This is a genomic window from Saccharothrix obliqua, from assembly GCF_019375475.1.
In the GTDB taxonomy this organism is placed as follows: domain Bacteria; phylum Actinomycetota; class Actinomycetes; order Mycobacteriales; family Pseudonocardiaceae; genus Actinosynnema; species Actinosynnema obliqua.
Window position 1 is genome coordinate 1 of record NZ_JAHXGQ010000011.1, and the last position, 18816, is coordinate 18816.

The 18816-nt window shown below is 70.7% G+C and carries 15 protein-coding genes; 12 read left to right on the plus strand and 3 right to left on the minus strand.

Translation table 11 applies throughout. The features are described 5' to 3' along the window. The first annotated feature begins 93 nt into the window (after positions 1–93). Positions 94–1668 (plus strand): deoxyguanosinetriphosphate triphosphohydrolase family protein, encoded by a 1575-nt coding sequence (locus KZQ38_RS28680; RefSeq protein ID WP_219446282.1) that lies wholly within the window; start codon positions 94–96, stop codon positions 1666–1668. 180 nt (positions 1669–1848) lie between these two features. Further along, positions 1849–4608 carry a S8 family serine peptidase gene (locus tag KZQ38_RS28685; RefSeq protein ID WP_219446284.1) on the plus strand — a complete coding sequence of 920 codons (2760 nt, stop codon included), beginning with the start codon at positions 1849–1851 and terminating at the stop codon, positions 4606–4608. A gap of 671 nt (positions 4609–5279) precedes the next feature. Here KZQ38_RS28685 and KZQ38_RS28690 read toward each other — a convergent pair. After that, on the minus strand, positions 5280–6257 hold the full coding sequence (locus KZQ38_RS28690; RefSeq protein ID WP_219446286.1) for a helix-turn-helix domain-containing protein: 978 nt from the start codon (positions 6255–6257) through the stop codon (positions 5280–5282). 303 nt (positions 6258–6560) lie between these two features. Between KZQ38_RS28690 and KZQ38_RS28695 the strand changes: the two genes are divergently transcribed. After that, entirely contained in the window at positions 6561–7136 is a 576-nt protein-coding gene (locus tag KZQ38_RS28695) for a hypothetical protein (RefSeq protein ID WP_308258642.1), read from the plus strand. A gap of 418 nt (positions 7137–7554) precedes the next feature. After that, on the plus strand, positions 7555–8247 hold the full coding sequence (locus tag KZQ38_RS28700) for an acVLRF1 family peptidyl-tRNA hydrolase (RefSeq protein WP_219446287.1): 693 nt from the start codon (positions 7555–7557) through the stop codon (positions 8245–8247). A gap of 81 nt (positions 8248–8328) precedes the next feature. Here KZQ38_RS28700 and KZQ38_RS28705 read toward each other — a convergent pair whose 3' ends face one another. Further along, the gene (locus KZQ38_RS28705) at positions 8329–8958 is read right to left on the minus strand and encodes an FMN-dependent NADH-azoreductase (RefSeq protein WP_219446289.1); all 630 of its coding nucleotides are present in this window, start codon (positions 8956–8958) and stop codon (positions 8329–8331) included. 42 nt (positions 8959–9000) lie between these two features. Between KZQ38_RS28705 and KZQ38_RS28710 the strand changes: the two genes are divergently transcribed. From KZQ38_RS28710 to KZQ38_RS28745, 8 genes are all read left to right on the plus strand, one after another. Next, the gene (locus KZQ38_RS28710) at positions 9001–9645 is read left to right on the plus strand and encodes a TetR/AcrR family transcriptional regulator (RefSeq protein ID WP_219446291.1); all 645 of its coding nucleotides are present in this window, start codon (positions 9001–9003) and stop codon (positions 9643–9645) included. A 100-nt stretch (positions 9646–9745) separates the two neighbouring features. Next, positions 9746–10099 (plus strand): hypothetical protein, encoded by a 354-nt coding sequence (locus tag KZQ38_RS28715; protein WP_219446293.1) that lies wholly within the window; start codon positions 9746–9748, stop codon positions 10097–10099. Positions 10100–10103: 4 nt separating this feature from the next. Beyond that, on the plus strand, positions 10104–10619 hold the full coding sequence (locus tag KZQ38_RS28720) for a SigE family RNA polymerase sigma factor (protein WP_219446295.1): 516 nt from the start codon (positions 10104–10106) through the stop codon (positions 10617–10619). Beyond that, complete coding sequence (locus tag KZQ38_RS28725) at positions 10612–11103, plus strand: hypothetical protein (RefSeq protein WP_219446297.1); 492 nt, start codon at positions 10612–10614, stop codon at positions 11101–11103. The genes KZQ38_RS28720 and KZQ38_RS28725 overlap by 8 nt, the downstream gene beginning before the upstream one ends. A gap of 1100 nt (positions 11104–12203) precedes the next feature. Next, a complete protein-coding gene (locus KZQ38_RS28730) occupies positions 12204–13832 on the plus strand; it encodes an ABC-F family ATP-binding cassette domain-containing protein (RefSeq protein WP_219446299.1) in 1629 nt (542 codons plus the stop codon). A gap of 164 nt (positions 13833–13996) precedes the next feature. Continuing rightward, a complete protein-coding gene (locus KZQ38_RS28735; protein WP_015103570.1) occupies positions 13997–14206 on the plus strand; it encodes a helix-turn-helix domain-containing protein in 210 nt (69 codons plus the stop codon). A 67-nt stretch (positions 14207–14273) separates the two neighbouring features. Continuing rightward, positions 14274–15092: an enoyl-CoA hydratase/isomerase family protein gene (locus KZQ38_RS28740; RefSeq protein ID WP_219446301.1), complete on the plus strand. Its 819-nt coding sequence runs from the start codon at positions 14274–14276 to the stop codon at positions 15090–15092. Between the two features lie 259 nt (positions 15093–15351). Further along, positions 15352–17217: an ABC transporter ATP-binding protein gene (locus tag KZQ38_RS28745; RefSeq protein ID WP_219446303.1), complete on the plus strand. Its 1866-nt coding sequence runs from the start codon at positions 15352–15354 to the stop codon at positions 17215–17217. 6 nt (positions 17218–17223) lie between these two features. Here KZQ38_RS28745 and KZQ38_RS28750 read toward each other — a convergent pair whose 3' ends face one another. Continuing rightward, positions 17224–18795 (minus strand): penicillin-binding transpeptidase domain-containing protein, encoded by a 1572-nt coding sequence (locus KZQ38_RS28750; protein WP_219446306.1) that lies wholly within the window; start codon positions 18793–18795, stop codon positions 17224–17226. Positions 18796–18816 lie beyond the last annotated feature (21 nt).

The following is an 18816-nucleotide window of genomic DNA, read 5'->3' on the forward strand; positions in this document are numbered from 1 at the left end:
TACCTGTTCATCGGGTGCCCTTCAAGGCTTTTTCGCATGTCCGGGCGTTGTGGCGGTGGTGCCCGCGGCGTCCGCACGGACTAGTTTCTTGCCATGCAGCACGAGGAAGACGATCCCCGGACGGGCCGCAGGTCGGGTGCCGACAGCACGACGCCGGTCCCGTCCGACCTGGCGACCAGCCCGTTCCGCGTGGACCGGGACCGGGTCGCCGGCTCCCCGTTCTTCGCCCGCCTCGGCGGGGTCACCCAGGTGATCAGCTCGACCGGTTCGGGTCTGCTGGTGCACAACCGGCTCACGCACAGCCTCAAGGTCGCCCAGGCCGCGCGAGCCATCGCCGAACGCCTGGGCGCGCGACCGGAACTCGCGGGCCTGCTCGACAAGCTCGGCGGCTGCGACCCGGACGTGGTGGAAGCCGCGGCCCTCGCCCACGACCTCGGGCACCCGCCGTTCGGGCACCTCGGCGAACAGGTCCTCGACCGCTTGGCCCGCCACCGGTTCGACCTGTCCGACGGGTTCGAGGGCAACGCCCAGTCGTTCCGCATCGTCACGACCACCGACGTGCGGGGACCGGCCGCACTCGGACTGGACCTGACGGTCGCGGTCCGCGCGGCGATGCTCAAGTACCCGTGGACCCGCCTGTCCTACCCGCTCCCGCACCCGAAGGACCTGCCCGCACCACCGCGTGGCGCCGCGGAACCACCCGACGCGCCGGGCACGGGCGCGGCGAAGTTCTCCGCCTACGTCACGGAACTGGACGACGTCACCCAGTCCCGCGCGTTCTACCTCGACCGCCTGGAGCCGTGGCAGCAGACCGTCGAAGCATCGGTGATGGACACCGCCGACGACATCGCCTATGCCATCCACGACCTGGAGGACTTCCACCGCGTCGGGGTGTTGCAGCACGCGGCGGTGTCCGCCGAACTCAACACGTGGCTGGACCACGCGTTGGAACTGGCCGCGCTCAGCGGCGCGGACCTCGCGGCGCAGGAACGCCGACCCGGCCGGTCGTTGGAGGCGATGCGCCGCCGCCTGCACGCGAAGGACTCGTGGGCGGTGGACGACGGCGCGTTCGCGCAGGCGGTGGCGAAGGTCCGCGCCGAACTGGTGGACGGGCTGCTCGCCGTGCCGTTCGACGGGTCGGTGGAAGCCGAGCAGGCGGTGGCGGCGTTCTCCGCGCGCTGGACGCGGCGGCTGGTCGACTCGGTCGGCGTGGTGGAAGCGCCCACCACGCGTTCCGGGCACGTGGTGCTCGCCGTCCCCCAGTGGCACGAGGTGCAGGTGCTGAAGTTCGTGCACCGCCGGTTCGTGCTGCTGCGCCCCGACCTCGCGCTGCACCAGCGCGGCCAGGCCCGGCTGCTGACCGCGTTGGTCGAGGCGTTGGAGGAGTGGGCGACCGACCGGCACGAAGCGGGCCGCCTCCCACGCCGGTTGCACGACCTGATCGAACTCGCCACCGCCGAGTACACGGCGATCGCCCGCACCGAACCGGCGTCCCTGGCCGGCGCGACCGGCGACCCGCCCGCCGGACCCGACGCCGTCCGGGCACTCGCCCGCGGACGCGCGGTGATCGACTTCGTCGCCTCCCTCACCGACAACCAGGCAGCCGCGCTGCTCGACGCCCTGTCGGGCCGGACCGGGCAGCTCTGGACGGACGCCTTCGTACTGTGAACTGTGAGGGTTCTGCCCTTCGGGAAGTAGGCCGAACGGTGGCAGACGGTACTTGGCCGTGCGCAATACGTTGACCCCCCGGTCGGAATACATCCGATCGTTGATCGCGTGCGTCGGGGGCACGCTCAACGCTGGGGGACGCCCGTGCGCTTACCGAATCGCAGATCCCGAAGAAGCTCCGTGCTCGCGGCCGGCGCCGCGGTCCTGACCACTCTGCTCGGCTCCGTCACGCCCGCCTCCGCCGCGCCGGCGGCGCAGGGCGTCGCGGACCGGATCTCCGCCCAGATCGCCGCGTTGCAGGACATCAAGAGGTCCGTCACCGGTGCCGAGTCCAAACTGGACAGCGCGCTGGTCGTGGAGCAGCGCCGCCGGTCCAGCGTGACCACCTTCCGCGCACTTCCGCTGCTCCAGACCGGGGTGCGGGTCCAGCCCGGCAACACGGTCCTGGTGGACATCCGCGCCCACCAGGTCACCGATGAACTCGTCGCCGCCGTGCGCGGCACTGGCGCGGTCCGCTCGGTGTCGACCGAGGGGCGGACGATCCGCGCCCAGGTCTCGCTGTCCGCGTTGAGCCGGTTGGCCGCGCGTGACGACGTGCGCCGGGTCGAGACGGCCGTCGAGTACAAGACGTACCACCAGGAGGACCGCGCGAGCCGCGACGCGAAGGCCCCGTCGAAGGAGGACAAGGCCGCGGAGGTCGAGGCCCGCACCCGTGCCGCGCTCGAATCGCCGAGGATCGCGGCGGCGAAGGTCGCCGAGGGCGATCGCGCGCACGCCGCCGACACGGCCCGGCAGACCCACCGGGTCACCGGCACCGGCGTGAAGCTGTGCGCGTTGTCCGATGGCGTGACCTCGTTGGCCGCGTCGCAGGCGGCGGGGGAGCTGCCCGCGGTGGATGTGCTGACCGGGCAGAGGGGTTCCGGCGACGAGGGCACCGCGATGCTGGAGATCCTCCACGACATCGCCCCGAACGCGGCGCTCGGTTTCGCGACCGCAGTCAACGGCGACGCGAGCTTCGCCGACAACATCAAGGCGTTGCGCTTCCAGCTCGGCTGCGACGTGATCGTCGACGACATCCTCTACTTCAACGAGTCGCCCTTCCAGGACGGCGTGATCGCGCAGGCCGTCGACGCGGTCACCGCCGATGGCGCGGTGTACTTCTCGTCGGCGGGCAACGACGGCAACGTCGCCGACGGCACCTCCGGTCACTGGGAGGGTGATTTCGTCGACTCGGGCGTCGGGATCGGCAAGTACGCGGGTGTCGCCCACGACTTCAACCCCGACCCGAACGCCAAGCAGGTGTTCAACCCGCTGTCCGACAGCTCCGGCAACGTCCCGGTGACCCTGTTCTGGTCCGACCCGCTGGCGGCGTCGGCCAACGACTACGACCTGTACCTGGCCAACGCGCAGGGCAACGTGGTGTCGTTCAGCCAGAACGTGCAGGACGGGACGCAGGACCCGTACGAGCGGCTGCAAACCTCGTCCAGCTACCGGGGCCTGAGGTTGGCCGTGGTGAAGTTCCGCGGTGAGGGCAGGTACCTGGCGTTGTCCGCGCTCGGTGGCCGGTTCAAGGATTCGGCGGACGGGCTGAGGAAGTTCGCGACGCCCGGCGTCACCCGCGGTCACTCGGCGGCGAACGGCGCGATCTCCGTGGCCGCGGCGCCCGCCAACGGCCCGTTGCCGTTCGACCTGGAGCCCGGCGACCCGGCGAACCCGCGGGGGCCGTTCCCGAACGCGTTCGACGGTGCCCAGAAGCCGGAGCGCTTCACCTCGGACGGGCCGCGTCGGGTGTTCTTCGCGCCCGACGGCAGTCCACGCGCGGAGGTGCGGCAGAAGCCGGACCTGACCGCGGCGGATGGCGTGCAGACCAGCTTGACCAGGTTCAACCCGTTCTTCGGCACGTCGGCGTCGGCTCCCAGCGCGGCCGGCATCGCGGGCCTGGTGCTGTCCGGCAACCCCGGGTTGAGCCCGGCGGAGGTGCGGGAGGCGTTGACGGCCACCGCGGTGGACATCGTCGAGCCGGGGGTCGACAACCGGACCGGGGCGGGCATCGTCCGAGCGGATTCGGTGCTCGCGTACACCGGCGCGTCCCCGCAGCCGTTGGCCCGTGCCCAGAAGCCGTCGGTGGTGAACGACGCCGACGGCAGCCAGTATTTGAAGCCCGGCACGACGGCCACGCTGACCGTGCCGGTGACCAACACCGGTGACGGCTCGGCGGCGTCGACCAGCCTGGTCCTCACCACCCGGACGCCGGGTGTCACCATCGCGCCGAGGTCGAAGTTCTACGGAACGGTGGAGGCCGGTCAGACGGCGACCAACACGTTCAAGGTGACGGTTCCGGCGACGACGACGGTGGGCACGCCGGTCAAGCTGGAGGCGAAGGTCACCTACGCGGGCTCGACGTCGCCGACCACCGGCACGTTCGACGTGAACGTCGGTGAGCCGTCGCGGGAGACGAAGCACTTCTCGTACAGCGGCCCAGCCGTGGCCATCCCCGACAACGACTCGGTGGGCGTGACCATCCAGATTCCGGTGACGGGCGTGGGACGCGCCGCGAAGATCACGTTCTCAGTAGACGGCGCCACCCCCTGCACCGCCACCGAGGGGTCGACAACGGCAGGCATCGACCACACCTTCGTAGGCGACCTGGTAGGCGTCCTCCAGGCTCCGTCGGGCGCCAAGGCGACCCTGTTCCAGCGCGAAGGCGGTACCGGGGCCAACCTGTGCCAGGTGATCTTCGATGACGGTGCCCAGCGCCCGTTCTCGTCCGTGGCGCCGTCCGACGCGCCTTTCACCGGCACCTGGCGCCCCGCCAGCCCGCTGGCGGGACTGCTGACCGAGCCGGCAGACGGCACCTGGACCTTCAAGGTCACCGACTACTCGTCCATAGACCAGGGCTCGCTCCGAGCAGTGACCCTGCACCTGGGCAGCTACGCCTAACCCGCCTCACTGGCCATCCGACCAACCGGCTCCACCCCGATCACCCAACCCGTCACTCCAATCCCGATGGCCCCCGGGCACCCGCCCAGGGGCCATCGCCCATCCCCGCCGGCCTCCACGTCGACCACGCATCCGACCCGACCCGGCCCGACTCAGCCCGGCCCGACTCAGCCCGGCCCGGCCCGGCTCAGCCTGACCCGACCTCGACTCGACCCCGACCCGGCCTCGACCGCGAGTCCGGCTCGACCCTGGCCCGGCTCGCGCTTCGCCCGGCCCCGGCTTCGCTCACCCCCAAGCCCCCGCCGCAGCGCCAGCCCGACCTCGAGCCCGCGCGGCAGCGCCAGCCCGACCTCGACCCGACCTCGACCCGACCTCGGCTCCAGCCCGACCTCGACCCGACCCCGGCTCCAGCGCGGACCCCAGCCCCGGCTCCGGTTCCAACGCCAACCCCGGGTCCCAACGCCAGGCCGGGCTCCGGTCCAGCACCAGCCCAGCCTTCAGCTCCCTGGGTCCCGACCACCACCGCGCCAGCCAAGCTCCAGCCAGCCATACAGCGCTCACCGGCCCCGGCCCCAACGCACCGCAGCCGACCGCCTATCCGGCGGCCGGCTGCGTGAACCCGTGTGCGGTTCCTACTGCATCAACCTCGACAACCTCATCGGCTGCATCGCCTACTTCGGCCACTCCCACCGGATGCCGAACACCCCGGGCCCGAACCCGAGCGCCACCGCGTGCACCCCACCGGCGTTGTCCAACGCCAGGTTGCGCCGCCGCGACGGCGTGTCGTCCCCGGCCGGCACGCTGAACTGCTGGCAGCGCGAAGGCAGGTAGGACGGGTCGAACCGGACCTCGATCACGTACTCCCGCACCGGCAACCGGAACTTCCGGGCGAACGTGTTGTTCCCCGCCGGGTAGTGCCCCTCGGCGAACAGCAGCTCGTACTCCATGATGATCGTCTCGCCCCTGGCCAGGGGCCGGTCGAACATCAGCTCGGCGACCATGATATTCGCGTCGGTGTCCTCCGCGACCCGACCGAGGTGGCAGTTGCGCAGGTTCGCGACCTGCGGCAGCACGTCCGACTCCTCGGTCTCGAACACGAGCGCCCAGCGGTCCGGGCCGTCCTGCTCGGCGCGCAGGATCTGCCGGACCCACGCCGAGCGCTGCCCGCCGTCCGCGGCGATCTCGATGCGGTCGTGCTGGCTGATCCGGCCCAACTTCACGTCGGACGACGTGTCTACCTTGGTGAGCAGGTTCGCGACGCGCTCGCGACGAGCCCACAGCGCGTCGATCGGCATCATCGTGGTCGGTCGCGACCGCCTGCCGCGTGGCCTGGGCGGACCGAGCAGCGCGGACAAACCGGCCTGGGGCACGCCGAGCACGGTCTCCAGGTGGCGCAGGGCTTCAAGCGACTCCGGCCGCTCGGGTCGTCGTCGACCGGACTGCCAGTAGCTCAACGTCGCGACGCTGATGGTGACCCCGCGCAGGGCGAGCCTGTGCTGGATGCGGTCGAGACTCAGCCTGCTGGCTTTGATGGCTGCCCTCAGCGCCTCGGGGAACGGTCCCGTGGTCAGGAGCTGCGCAAGACTGCCGTGTCCCGTCGAGTCGATTTCGTCGACGGACAGGTTGGGTCGACCGGCAGCGTTGGTCATGGTGACTCCCCGCTGTCATTAGATCACGCCCCAGTGACCCTACCCGCCAACGCAGGGCGTTGGTGCCTTCCAGGCGGGGTCAGTGGTTGGGCCGTACGGGCTACGAGTTCACTGGGATGGCACTCGTTCTGTCAAGTGGTGATTGCTCTTGCTTCGGTATCTGTAAACCCGCCGGTAACATTGTGCATGACGCGCCGTGGGCTGAGGTAGTCGCCCTCGGGTTATCCGTCTGCCGTTATGCCGCCAAACGGGCTAATCATGCCCGATGGCGTCGGGTGATCGGTTGGCTCTACTGTGTGCCCGGTGACCGCCGCCCAGGACCTCGTGCCCCTGCCGGAGGACCCGTTGAGCGAGGTCGCCTCGGCGGTCCTAGGAGCCGGCAGCCACGAGGTGGTGGACCTCCTGGACGTGGTCAGCCGCCCCACCCCACACCCGGTCGATGTGGTCCGAGCGGGTGACGACCTCCTCCCACGACTGGCGCACGAGAACGCCCTCCCGCACGCCCTCCGCCTCGCCCGCCAAGCCCTCAGGCCGGGCGGCCTGCTCGTGGCCGCGGTCCCCGAACTCGACAAGCTCAGCCGCCTCCGCCCCACGGCCCCGCCGCCCAAGGTCTCGGGCCGCGGCCGGGAGCGTCAGGTGACCGTCCAGCTGTGGGACTGGTCACCGGACGGCGAGTCCTACGCGCTCGAAGTGGTTCAGCTGGTCCGAGGCAAGACCACCTGGGAAGTGGCGAACACCGTCTCCACCCGCCACCGCGTCCTCTCCCCGGAACAGATCTCCGGCGAACTGTCCGGAGCCGGCTTCGGCGCCGTCCAACGCCTCTCCCCGGCCGAGTGCGGCCACCCCCTCCCGATCTGGGTAGCAGTGGCCCCCGCATGACCACCGCCTCGTTGCTTGCCGCGCCATCGTTTGGTGCGCCGCTGCCCGGTGCGCCGCTGCCTGGGGTGCTGCTGCCCGGTGTGCTGCTTGGGGGCAGCCCACCCGCCACCCGCCCGACAACCCGCCTGCCCACCACCACGCAAGCCCGTGCAGTCGAACCCGCTCCGAGCAGGCAACCCCACGCCGGGAAACCCCGAAGCGCATCACCCGACCGCCGGGCCACCCGCTCCAGCACGGACAACCTCACACGCGACCCGACTCCCGAGCAGCCGCCTCGGCTGACAGCCCCGCCACCAACGAAGCCGTCGACCGCCGTGACCGCCACACCCACGGCCCAGTCGGCTGTCGGCCTCGCGTCGACCGTCCGCCCCGTGTCGGCCGGCGCAACCGTGTCGGCTGGCGTCCCCGTCACCACGCCATGACGAGGATCCGCCCGGTCTCCGGCGGCGGCCGAGCCGTGGAGGTCACGCCCGAACGCCTGGCCGGTTGGTTCGCCCGCTTCGCGGATCGGCACCACGGCGTGGCCACGACCCGCACCACCGCCACCCATGTGCTCGTGACCGCGGCTGACGGGGCCACGGCGGAGATAGCAGCTGCCTTCGACGAGTTCGCCGATGTTGGCGAGTCCGAAGGTCTGGCCATTGCTCCGCTGCTGGCCAACGCGACCGCCTCACGCCGCCTCGGCCTCCTCCTGGTCCGCCTCGGCGGCCACAGCCTCGGCATCGCCCTCGACGGCGAGGTCGTCACCTCGACCACCGACAGCCGCCAGGTCCACGGTCGGAACAAAGCGGGTGGCTGGTCCCAACAACGCTTCGCCCGCCGTCGCGAGGGACAGGCCCGCGTCGCCCTCCAGGCCGCCGCCGCCGATGCGGCCAGAGTCCTCGTACCCCGCGTGGACGAGTTGGACGCCGTCGTGCTGGGTGGCGACAAGCAGGCCCTCGACGCCCTCCGATCCGACCGCCGCCTCGCCCCGCTGTTCGCCAAAGCGTCCCGCCGAATCCTGGACGTACCCGAACCACGCCGAGCAGTCCTGGACGAAGCCGCCCAACGTGCCCGTTCCGTCGAGATCATCGTTCGTGATCGACACACCTCCTCTCCTGAATCGCTCTGACACGACTGCACCCGCAGGTCGCCCACCCGCGGTCGCGCATGATGTGATCAGCCGCCCCGACGCTGACCCGATTTCCGCCTGTCAGAACTCCTTGGCGACCTCCCGGGCAGTGGCCAGCGCGGTCTGACGCGAGTCCTCGACGTCGCCGGTCAACGTCGGGTGGTGCCGGATCGGAGTCAGGTCGGTGATGCCGGTCCAGCGCAGCCAGTCGTCGAAGTAGGTGGACTGGAAGTCCGAACCGAAACCCGGTCCGACCTCCGGGCACCACACCGAGCTGGTGTACACCACCGCCGCACGCCTGCCCGTCCCCGCGAGCAGCGGTTGGTAGCCGGTCACGGCGTCGAGCCCGAACACCATCCCCGGCTGCGAGACGACATCCACGAACTGCTTGAGGACGTACGGGATCCCCGAGTTCCACATGGGCACGCTGAACAGGAGTCGGTCGGCGGACAGGAACCGGTGGACCGCGGCCACCACGTCGCGCCACGCCTCGGCTTCGGCCCCGGTCGGCGGCTCACCGCGGATCACGGCCATCTTCGCCCCCGCGGCGGCGGGACCGAAATCGGGCAGGCTGCCGTCCCACAGGTCCCAGTGGTCGACCTCCGCGTCCGGATGGGTCTCCCGGTACACGTCGACGAACGCGGAAGCGATGGTCAACGACTCGGACGCCTCGCCGCGCGGCGAGGCGGACACGTGCAGGAGCTTCGTCATCTCAAGTTTCCCTCCTCGGCGAATCGGACTAGAGTCCGCTTCATGCCTGCCGAGATTAGCGGACCGCGGTCCGGTTCGTCAAAGTTTTCGATCGACATCTCGTTCCCGACCGTGGGAGCGCAGGTCGGCCCGCTCCGCGCCGACGCCGCCCGGAACCGGGTCAAGGTCCTGGCCGCCGCCGCGGAGCTGTTCTCCGAGCGCGGCGTCGCGAACGTGACGATGGACGACGTGGCCTCCACCGCCGGGGTGGGCAAGGGCACCCTCTACCGGCGCTTCGGCGACAAGTCCGGCCTGGCCACCGCTCTGCTCGACCACCTGGAGTCCGAACTCCAGGACGGCATCCTCAACGGGCCGCCGCCCCTCGGCGGCGGCGCCTCGCCGATGGAGCGGCTGATCGCCTTCACCACCGCCTACCTGGAATTCCTCCGCGACTCGCTGGACATCGTGCTGCTGTCCCAGACCTCCACGACCGGCGCCCGCTTCCGCACCGGCTCGCACGCGTTCTGGCGCAGGCACTGCGAGTACCTGCTGGAGCAGTGCGCCGCTCCCGCGCCCGGGATCGCGGCCGACGTCCTGCTGGCCGGGATGACCGCGGAGCAGGTCCAGCACTGGTTGGTCGACCAGGGCATGGAATTCGACGCCTTGGTCGAGTCGTTGTCGCAGGTCACGAGGTCGCTGGCGACCTGAGAAAAATCATGACAACCCCACCGCGCCCTCATCGCATGGATATGGACGAGGGGGTCACCGATCGGAGGTGGTCCACAAGCACCGAACCCAGGAGGAAGTCATGCGCACACGTCTCGTCGTCGCGGCCGGAGCCGTCCTGCTCGGCGGGGTCGTCGTCGCGGTACCCGCGTTGGCGGGCACATCCGGCGGCCAGACACCCGAGCCGATCCCGACCACGGCGTACCCGACCACGCCACCACCCACCACATCGCTGCCCGCCACGTTCGAACCCACGACAACTGCGCCGCCCACGGATGAACCACTTCCCACCCCGGAGCCGACCCCTCCGATCCCGACCAGCCCCGCCGCCGCGGAACCGGACGGTCCGACGGTGACCGTGCTGCCGGAACCGACCGCGTACCCGACCACCGACTACTCCGAGCCGACGGCAGTGCCGAGCCCGGCGAGGCGCTGACGGCGTGAGTTGGGACGCGGAGTTCACCGAGCACTTCGACCGGTGCGCCGACTCGATGCGCTTCACCGCGTATCTGTTGTGCGGCAACCACCACGAGGCCGAAGACGTGGTGCAGGCCGCGTTCCTCAAGCTGTACCTGGCAGGCCCGAAGCTGGTCAGGCGGGAGGGCTTGGACGCCTATCTCAGGCGGATCGTGGTCCGCATCTTCATCGCCGAACGCCGTCGAATGCGGTGGCGGCGGGAAAAGCTCACCGAGGTACTTCCGGAGGTGCCGGTGAGAGCGGAGCTGAGCGAGGACAAACTCGTGGTGTGGCGGGCTTCGACGACCATCCCGCCCCGCCAGCGCGCGGTTCTCGTGCTCCGGTACTGGCAGGACCTGGGCGTGGAGGAGACGGCGGCGGCGTTGCAGTGCTCGGTGGGCACGGTGAAGAGCAACACCAGTCGTGGTCTCAAGGCACTGCGGCAGAAGCTGGGGCCGGCGTTCGGCGTGCTGTGGCAGGAGGTGACGCCCAATGCTTGAGGACGAGCTGAAGGAGTTGTTCAAGGAGCTGAACATCGAACGCCGTCCGCGCACGTTCGGGGCTGCGGACATCATTTACCACGGGCAGGTTGTCCGGGGCCGCCGTCGGGCCGCGGCGGTGGCGGGCAGCGCGTTCGGGGCGACCATGCTGGTGGTGACCGTGGGGTTCGTTCTGGCCAGCAGCCCGGAACCCGCGAACGACCCCGCAACACCACCCACCCAGGTCGAGACCACCACGCCGCTGCCCACCGAGAGTCGGCCCACGCCGGTGACGCCGACCGCGCCTCTGGACGGCACGGAGGACGTGGAACCCTCTGCGACGACGGAACCGGACTCGAACAGCGGCCCAACCCGTTCACCGACGCAAGGAACACCCATGTCCGTCAACGACATCCCGGTCACCACTCTCGCCACACCGTCGCCTACGGCATTCGAGGTCGCCGCGTACGAGACACACCCGACGGAGGCGCTAACGCACCGTTGACTCCGGCGGGCAGGCTGCGTCTGACCCGGTGTGCCGTCGACGAGGGCCGGCCTCTGCGGCGGGCGTCGCGGTCCGCTGCGCGGGGCGTTACGGGGGCTGGGGAGAAGCCGGCATGGGCGAGCGACTGTTGCGGTCGTCCCCGTCACAGTCCGCCTCGCTGCCCACCCGCCGCGAATGCCAGATCGACACAGTCCGCCTGGCCCGCCGTTGCGGTCCGGCCCGCATCGCCTACCTACTGGGCGTGAATCCCTCCACGGTGCACCGGGTCTGTGGTTCGGCCCGCCCGGCACATCCTGACCGGGCCACCGCCGCGCCGGTACGCCGCTACGAACACGCCGCGCCAGGCGGCCTGGTGCATGTCGCCATCAAGAAGCCGGGCAACATCCCCGCTGGCGGCAGCCACAAGGTCTATGACCGAGTCGCGGATGGTCGCAACAGCTCCGCCTCTCGCGATCCGACAGACCGCGCAACGTCCACGGCCGTCCGAATCTGGGCTACGCCTAGCTGCACAACGCCGTGGACGACCACTTCCGCTTGGCCTACACCAGAGATCCTGGCCGACCAGGCTGTACACATCACTGCCGCGTTCTGAACCAGGCCGCCGGCGTCACCGGCAGCCGGGTGCTGACCGACAACGGCTCCTGTCAAAGGCCGCTTGCAGCCCGTTTTCTGTCTCCCTCTCGAGCGGAGCGGTCGGCGGGGCAGTCTGTGGTCTGGGATCGCCGCTCCCGCAAGACCGTTGGCAGCCCGGTCACAGCCTTCCGGCCGTACTTCCCGGAGTGCCGGCGGGTCGGGGGCGGGCACGCTGCCGGAGTCGGCGGCCTCACGAGTGGCAACGGCTCGATACGTTCACCGCTGTGTCGTCGGTCGGATCGGCTTCCGGTGGCACCCGAACCGGGGCTGCGGCTCGTCTCTGTGACCAAGGCTTCCTGCCGGGAATCCGGTGGTCGCCCACCACACGGAGTATGCCGGTGGCCACACGTGGGTAACTCGGTGGCGCGCTGCGCGTAGACTGGTGGCGTGGTGGTCTTGATCGAGTAGGTCCGGTGCGTGATGCCGCGCCGTCGACCCCGCACGACCATCTGATATCGGAGATTGACTTGATCACCGCAACCGATCTGGAGTTGCGCGCCGGTTCGCGCATCCTGCTCTCCGACGCGACCCTGAGGGTCCAGCCCGGCGACCGCATCGGTCTCGTCGGGCGCAACGGCGCGGGGAAGACCACGTCGCTCCGCGTCCTCGCGGGCGAGGGCCAGCCGTACGCGGGGGAGGTGCGGCGCACCGGGGAACTCGGCTACCTGCCGCAGGACCCGCGGGAGGGCGACCTGTCGGTCATCGCGAAGGACCGGGTGCTGTCGGCACGCGGCCTCGACCAGTTGCTGCGCGAGATGGAGAAGGCGCAGTCCACCATGGCCGAGCTGGTGGATGACGACGAACTCCAGACCGCGGTTCGCAAGTACGGCCGGCTCGAAGAGCGGTTCGCCGCGCTCGGCGGGTACGCGGCGGAGAGCGAGGCGGCTCGCATCTGCGCGAACCTCGGCCTCGCCGAGCGGGTGCTGGCGCAGCCGCTGCGGACGTTGTCGGGCGGTCAGCGCCGGCGGGTGGAGTTGGCGCGGATCCTGTTCGCCGCCTCCGAGGGCGGTGTGGGCGCCAAGTCGAGCACGATCCTGCTGATCGACGAGCCGACCAACCACCTGGACGCGGACTCGATCTCGTGGTTGCGCGGGTTCCTCAAGTCGCACGAGGGCGGTCTCGTGGTGATCAGCCACGACGTGGAGCTGCTCGACGACGTGGTGAACAAGGTGTGGTTCCTCGACGCGACGCGTGGCGAGGTCGACATCTACAACATGGGCTGGAAGAAGTACCTGGAGGCGCGCGCCGCCGACGAGAAGCGCCGCCGCCGGGAGCGGGCCAACGCGGAGAAGAAGGCCGGCGCGCTGATGGCGCAGGCCGACAAGATGCGGGCGAAGGCGACCAAGGCCGTGGCCGCGCAGAACATGGCGCGCCGCGCCGAGAAGCTGCTCGCCGGCCTGGAGGACGAGCGGCAGGCGGACCGGGTGGCGAAGATCCGGTTCCCGCAGCCCGCCTCGTGCGGGCGGACGCCGCTGACCGCGGAGGGGCTGAGCAAGTCCTACGGGTCGCTGGAGGTGTTCACCGGGGTCGACCTGGCGATCGACCGGGGCTCGCGTGTGGTCATCCTCGGCCTCAACGGTGCGGGTAAGACGACGCTGCTTCGCCTGATCGGGTCGATGGAGCGCCCGGACAGCGGCGAGGTGATCCCGGGGCACGGGCTCAAGCTCGGCTACTTCGCGCAGGAGCACGAGACGCTCGACCACGGGGCAAGCGTGTGGGAGAACACGCGGCACGCCGCGCCGGACGTGCCGGAGCAGCAGCTGCGGTCGTTGTTGGGCACCTTCCTCTTCAGCGGCGAGCAGCTCGACCAACCGGCGGGCACCCTGTCGGGTGGTGAGAAGACCCGGCTCGCGCTCGCCGGCCTGGTGTCGAGCGCGGCGAACGTGCTGCTGCTGGACGAGCCGACGAACAACCTCGACCCCGCGAGCCGCGAGCAGGTGCTCGACGCGTTGCGCCGGTACGAGGGCGCGGTGGTGCTGGTCACGCACGATCCGGGCGCCGTGGAGGCCCTGGAGCCCGAGCGGGTGATCCTGCTGCCGGACGGCACCGAGGACCACTGGTCGGACGAATACCTGGAACTCGTGCAGTTGGCCTGAACCAAGGCATTCCACTCCGTGACCCCTGATCAACTCTGAGTGATCAACCGACCGCTCGCCGATCTTTTCGCATGATCGCCTGGCGTTCTTGGTCTTCGTGTTCGATCATTGCGACGACAGGGGCTTTCACGGCCCGACCTGCTGTCTACGGAAGGCGGGACAAGGTGGCTGACCTGAAGAAGGGCGCCCGGATCACCGGCGCCACGCGGGACAAGCTGGCCGCTGACCTGAAGAAGAAGTACGAAAAGGGCGCGAGCATCCGGGCGTTGGCCGAGTCCACCGGGCGCTCCTACGGCTTCGTGCACCGGGTGCTCAGCGAGTCCGGTGTGCAGCTGCGCGGTCGCGGTGGCGCCACCCGCACGAAGAAGAAGTAAGCTACCCTCCGGTAACACGCAGGCGCCGGGGAGAGACGGCGCCCTTCCGAACCCGGAGGTTTCGCGCATGTCGGCACCGACCAGCATCGACGCCGACCTGCTGGAGCGCGGTGGCGTGCGGCTCGTCGTCGACGGACCGCGCGCGACGATCACGCTCGACCGCCCGGACGTGCTCAACGCGCAGACGCCATCCACGTGGTCGGCGTTGCGGGCGATCGGCGCGCAGTTGGACCCGGACGTCCGCGTCGTGGTCGTCCGGGGCTCCGGTCGTGCCTTCTCCGCGGGGCTCGACCGGCGCATGTTCGGTGGCACACCGGTCGAGGGCGAACCGGGCCTGGCGGAGATCACCGCACGCGGTCCCGAGGACGGCGCGGCGTTGATCGCCGAGTTCCAGGAGGGTTTTCGCTGGTTGCGTGACCCGGAACGGGTGACGATCGCCGCGGTGCGGGGGCACGCCATCGGGGCGGGGTTCCAACTCGCGCTCGCGTGCGACTTCCGCGTGGCCGCCGAGGACGTGCAGTTCTGCATGGCCGAGACGTCGCTCGGCCTGGTGCCCGACCTTGGCGGCACGCTGCCGCTGGTGCGGCTGGTCGGTTACGCGCGGGCGGCCGAGATCTGCCTGACGGGTCGCCGGGTGCACGCCGACGAGGCACACCGCATCGGCCTCGCGAACACCGTCGTGCCTGGTCACGACCTCGACACGGCGGTCGACCACCTGGTCGCCCAGCTGCTGCGGCCCATGCCGGGCGCCGTCCGGGAAACCCTGGGGCTCCTCGCGCACGCCGCCGACGGTCCGACGGAGCAGGAGCAGTTGGCGGCCGAACGCTCCGCGCAGGTCCGGAGGCTCGCCGAGCTGACCGCGCTCGCCGCGCGATCCGGGTCGTAACGCCCCGTGCTTTCTTCACCCGATGGGGTGGGAAAAATTCCAGCACCGGGCCGAGTCGACTGTGGACGCACGATCACGCGATTCGCCAGCCGGATCGGTTGCACCACAAAGACTTCGTGCCGGTGAGCCGGTCATCCGATGTTTGTGGGGGTTGGGGCGCCGCCCCCGGTTTCGATTCTCCCACGTGGGTACGACAATGCCGAGGTTCGCCCTTGGCGTAGCGGGGAAGTTCGTGTGAGCTGTTCGCGTTCTGTCTGGCGTGGACGGTTCATGGGGCTTGATGCGCAGTGCGATGGCGGCGTCCGAGGCGCCCAAGGGGGTTCGGCGGGGAACGTTCCGGCGGGTGGTGTCCTTCGCCCGCCCGCACCGGGCCAAGTTGATCGTCTTCCTGCTGCTCACCGTGGTCTCCTCGGTGCTCGCGGTGAGCACGCCCGTGCTGGCGGGCCGCGTGGTGGACGCCATCGTCGGCGGCCGGGACGTGGGGGTCGTTGTCTGGCTCGCTGTGGCCATCGCGGGGATCGCCGTCGTCGACGCCGGGCTGGGCCTGGTCGAGCGGTGGCAGTCGTCGCGGATCGGGGAAGGGCTCATCTTCGACCTGCGGCGCGCCGTGTTCGAGCACGTGCAGAAGATGCCCGTCGCGTTCTTCACCCGGACGCGCACCGGCGCGCTCGTCAGCCGGCTCAACAACGACGTGATCGGGGCTCAGCGGGCCTTCACGTCCACCCTGTCGGGTGTCGTCACCAACGTCATCCAACTCGGGCTGTCGCTGGGCGTGATGTTCACGCTGTCGTGGCAGGTCACCGCTCTGGCGCTGGTCCTCCTGCCGGTGTTCCTGCTGCCCGCCCGGCGCATGGGTAGCCGCATGGCCGACCTGCAACGGGAGGCGTCCACCCTCAACGCGGGCATGACCACGCAGATGACCGAGCGGTTCTCCGCGCCCGGCGCGACCCTGGTCAAGCTGTTCGGCCGGCCGCGTGCCGAGGTCGAGGAGTTCTCCGCACGGGCCGCGCGGGTGCGGGACATCGGCATCCGCACGGCCATGGCGACGCGCTGGTTCATGACCAGCCTGACGTTGGTGTCCGCGCTCGCCCAGGCCCTCGTGTACGGGCTCGGCGGCTACCTGGCGCTCACCGGCCACCTGGCCGCGGGCACGGTGGTGTCGCTCGCGTTGCTGCTCACGCGCCTCTACACCCCGTTGACCGCTCTCGCCAACGCACGGGTGGACGTGATGACCGCGCTGGTGTCGTTCGAACGGGTCTTCGAAGTGCTCGACCTCAAGCCGATGGTGGACGAATCGCCGAACGCCGTGCGCGTGCCCGAAGGCCCCGTGTCGGTCGAGTTCGACGACGTCCGGTTCGGCTACCCGGCGGCCGACCGCGTGTCGCTCGCCTCGCTCGAATCCGTCGCCACCCTCGACTCGCGTGGCGGCGAGGAGGTGCTGCACGGCATCAGCTTCCGCGCCGAGGCGGGCCAACTGGTCGCGCTCGTCGGCTCGTCCGGGGCAGGCAAGTCCACCATCGCCTCCCTCGTGCCCCGGCTCTACGACGTCGACCAGGGCGCCGTGCGGTTGTCCGGTGTGGACGTCCGCGACCTGGAGTTCGCCTCGCTGCGCGGCGCGGTCGGCGTCGTCACCCAGGACGGTCACCTGTTCCACGACACGGTCCGCGCCAACCTGACCTACCCGCGGCCGGAGGCGACCGAGGAGGAGCTGTGGGACGCCCTGGAGCGCGCCCGCCTGCGCCCGCTCGTGGAATCGCTGCCGGACGGCCTGGACACGGTGGTGGGGGAGCGGGGCTACCGGCTGTCCGGCGGTGAGCGCCAGCGGCTCACCATCGCGCGCCTGCTGCTCGCCAAGCCACGCGTGGTCATCCTGGACGAGGCCACCGCCCACCTGGACTCCGAATCGGAGGCGGCGGTGCAGGCCGCGTTGACCGAGGCGCTGCACGGGCGGACCGCGCTGGTCATCGCCCACCGGCTGTCCACGGTCCGCGCCGCCGACCAGATCCTGGTCGTGGAGGCCGGGGAGGTCGTGGAACGCGGCACCCACGCCGAACTCCTCGCCGCCGACGGGCGCTACGCCGACCTCTACCGCACGCAGTTCGACGAAGCGCCCACCGCCGTCTAGGAACCCCTACAGCGCCCCGAGGAAGGTCGCGGTCGCCCCGACCGCGACCTTCGACGTGCCGGCGTTCTCCACCATCACCGCGAACGCCAGATCGCCCCGGTAACCGACGAACCAGCCGTGCGACTGCGTGCCGTCACCGTGCTGCGCGGTGCCGGTCTTGCCGCGCACCCCGCCCAACCCGGCCAACTCCCGGGCCGTGCCGCCGGTGACGACCTCGCCCATCATCGACCGCAACGCCGACGCCACCCCGCCCGGCAACGTGCCGCCACCGCCGCCCGTGGTCGGGATATCCCGGATGAGCTGCGGCGTCGGGGTGCGTCCGGCGGCCACGGTCGCCGCCGCCAGCGCCATGCCGAACGGCGTGGTCTGCATGGTGCCCTGACCGATGCCCGCCTCGACGCGTTGCGTCACCGTGTCGGACGGCGGGATCTTCGCCGTGTTCGTCGTGATACCCGCGATCGTGTAGTCCGCGCCGAGCCCGAACAACGCCGCCGCCCGGGGCAGGGCGTCCGCGGGCAGGTCGGCGGCCAACTGGCTGAAACTGGTGTTGCAGGACGCCGCGAACGCCGTGTGCAGCGGCACGGAGCCCAGGTCGAACTGGTCGTCGTTGACGATCTGCCGCGGCCCGATCGTCTTCTTGCCGGGGCACTCCACCACGGTGTCGGACGTGGCGATGCCGCTCGTCAGCGCCGCCGTCGCGGTCACGATCTTGAACGTCGAGCCGGGCTCGTAGTAGTTCTGGAGCGCCACCGGCCCGGACTCGCTGGCCTTCGCGTTCTGCGCCACGGCGAGGATGTCGCCGCTCGACGGCTCGATCGCGACCAGCACCGCGCCCAGCGACGGCACCTGGTCGACGGCGTTCTGCGCGGCGTTCTGCGTCGCCGGGTCCAGGGTGAGCGTCAGCTCCTCCTTGGTCACCGCCTTCTTCTCCGCCAGCACGGCCGCCGGCGCGCCCGCCGCGTCGACCGCGGCGACCTGCCAGCCGGGCGTGCCCGTGCGGCTGCCGACCTCCTTGTTCACCTGCTGCACCACCAGGGGCGCGAACCCCGGGGCCAACGCGGCGCCGGAGCGGTCGAGCAGGGCGCCGTCACCGGACGTGGTGGTGTAGGCGAGGTTCTGGCCCTCCGCCAGCTTCGGGTGCAGCACGGTCGGTGACCAGTGCACCTCCCACTTGTCGTTCTTGCGGCGCAGTTCGGCCGTGACGGCGTACTTGAAGGGCGTCGCGTTGGGCAACGTCCAGTGCACGTCCGCGTTGACCGTCACGGACGTCGAGTCGTCCGTGGTCGCCGGCACCACGCCGACGTTGGCGGAGTACCGCGCGCCCGGCATCCCGATGAACATCTTGGTGATGACGGGTCCGGCCACCGCGGTGTTGTCGGTGACCAAGGCGGCCCGTGCGCCGTCACCCGCGGTCAAGGCACCGAAGAACTCCTGGACGACCGGACCCGGCTTCGGCTTGGGTGTGGCGGCCTCGGAGCTGCCGCCCTTCGGCACCAGCACCACCACACCCGCGACGACGATCGCCACCGCGGCGAGCCCGCCCACGGTCAGCACCCAGCGTTTGGCTGTCTTGTTCACGATTCCCCCCTCGGCCCGCAC

Excerpts from the sequence above, each read along its gene's own strand:
- KZQ38_RS28700 (WP_219446287.1), top strand. The coding sequence starts at position 7,555 with ATGACGAGGATCCGCCCGGTCTCCGGCGGCGGCCGAGCCGTGGAGGTC.
- KZQ38_RS28690 (WP_219446286.1), bottom strand. The coding sequence starts at position 6,257 with ATGACCAACGCTGCCGGTCGACCCAACCTGTCCGTCGACGAAATCGAC.
- KZQ38_RS28705 (WP_219446289.1), bottom strand. The coding sequence starts at position 8,958 with ATGACGAAGCTCCTGCACGTGTCCGCCTCGCCGCGCGGCGAGGCGTCC.
- KZQ38_RS28715 (WP_219446293.1), top strand. The coding sequence starts at position 9,746 with ATGCGCACACGTCTCGTCGTCGCGGCCGGAGCCGTCCTGCTCGGCGGG.
- KZQ38_RS28710 (WP_219446291.1), top strand. The coding sequence starts at position 9,001 with ATGCCTGCCGAGATTAGCGGACCGCGGTCCGGTTCGTCAAAGTTTTCG.
- KZQ38_RS28680 (WP_219446282.1), top strand. The coding sequence starts at position 94 with ATGCAGCACGAGGAAGACGATCCCCGGACGGGCCGCAGGTCGGGTGCC.
- KZQ38_RS28740 (WP_219446301.1), top strand. The coding sequence starts at position 14,274 with ATGTCGGCACCGACCAGCATCGACGCCGACCTGCTGGAGCGCGGTGGC.
- KZQ38_RS28725 (WP_219446297.1), top strand. The coding sequence starts at position 10,612 with ATGCTTGAGGACGAGCTGAAGGAGTTGTTCAAGGAGCTGAACATCGAA.